This is a genomic window from Vibrio sp. Y176 (assembly GCF_033438945.1).
Map to the genome: position 1 here is coordinate 1 of NZ_JAWOQS010001264.1, position 504 is coordinate 504.

The following is a 504-nucleotide window of genomic DNA, read 5'->3' on the forward strand; positions in this document are numbered from 1 at the left end:
TGCGCCATGGCTGCATCGAGTAACCCGCGCTCCATCATGATACAGATGCGTTGAATTTGCGTAATAACGCGCATGTTGATGCCACGATCGGCACAGCTTCGAGTAGTGGTGATGCAGTGTCCATCCATTACGGTCGTGACAACCAAGGCATTGGCTGAGAGGGCTACAGCCACTTCATGCACGCCACAAGCTAAGCCAATACGACGCATGATATCGCACACAAGCGTACTTTCTGCGCCATGAGCCAACAGCATTTGTCCGGCTTGAGCGACAAGTCGAGAAATGGAGCGTTGGTTAGATACCGTCAACTCTCCAGACGGTATGGTTTCTAGATTCATAGATAGGTCTAAGTCCTTTTAGGGTGTTGCTTACTCTCACGTGAAGGAGGTCAAACAGTCCCGAATTATCACGCGAAGCCACTATTGTGCCGCAAATCACATCATCTAAATATGATTTAGATACAAAAAAAGCCGCAATAGATTTTGCGGCTTTATTAAATTTTCT

Annotated in this window: 2 protein-coding genes; both read right to left on the reverse strand. The window is 47.2% G+C overall.

The features are described from left to right. The coding region (locus R7O13_RS31315; RefSeq protein WP_318305791.1) for a threonine/serine exporter family protein at positions 1-338 on the reverse strand (338 nt) is incomplete at its 3' end. Beyond that, the coding region (locus R7O13_RS31320; protein WP_318305792.1) for a hypothetical protein at positions 295-504 on the reverse strand (210 nt) is incomplete at its 5' end. The genes R7O13_RS31320 and R7O13_RS31315, both read right to left, overlap by 44 nt.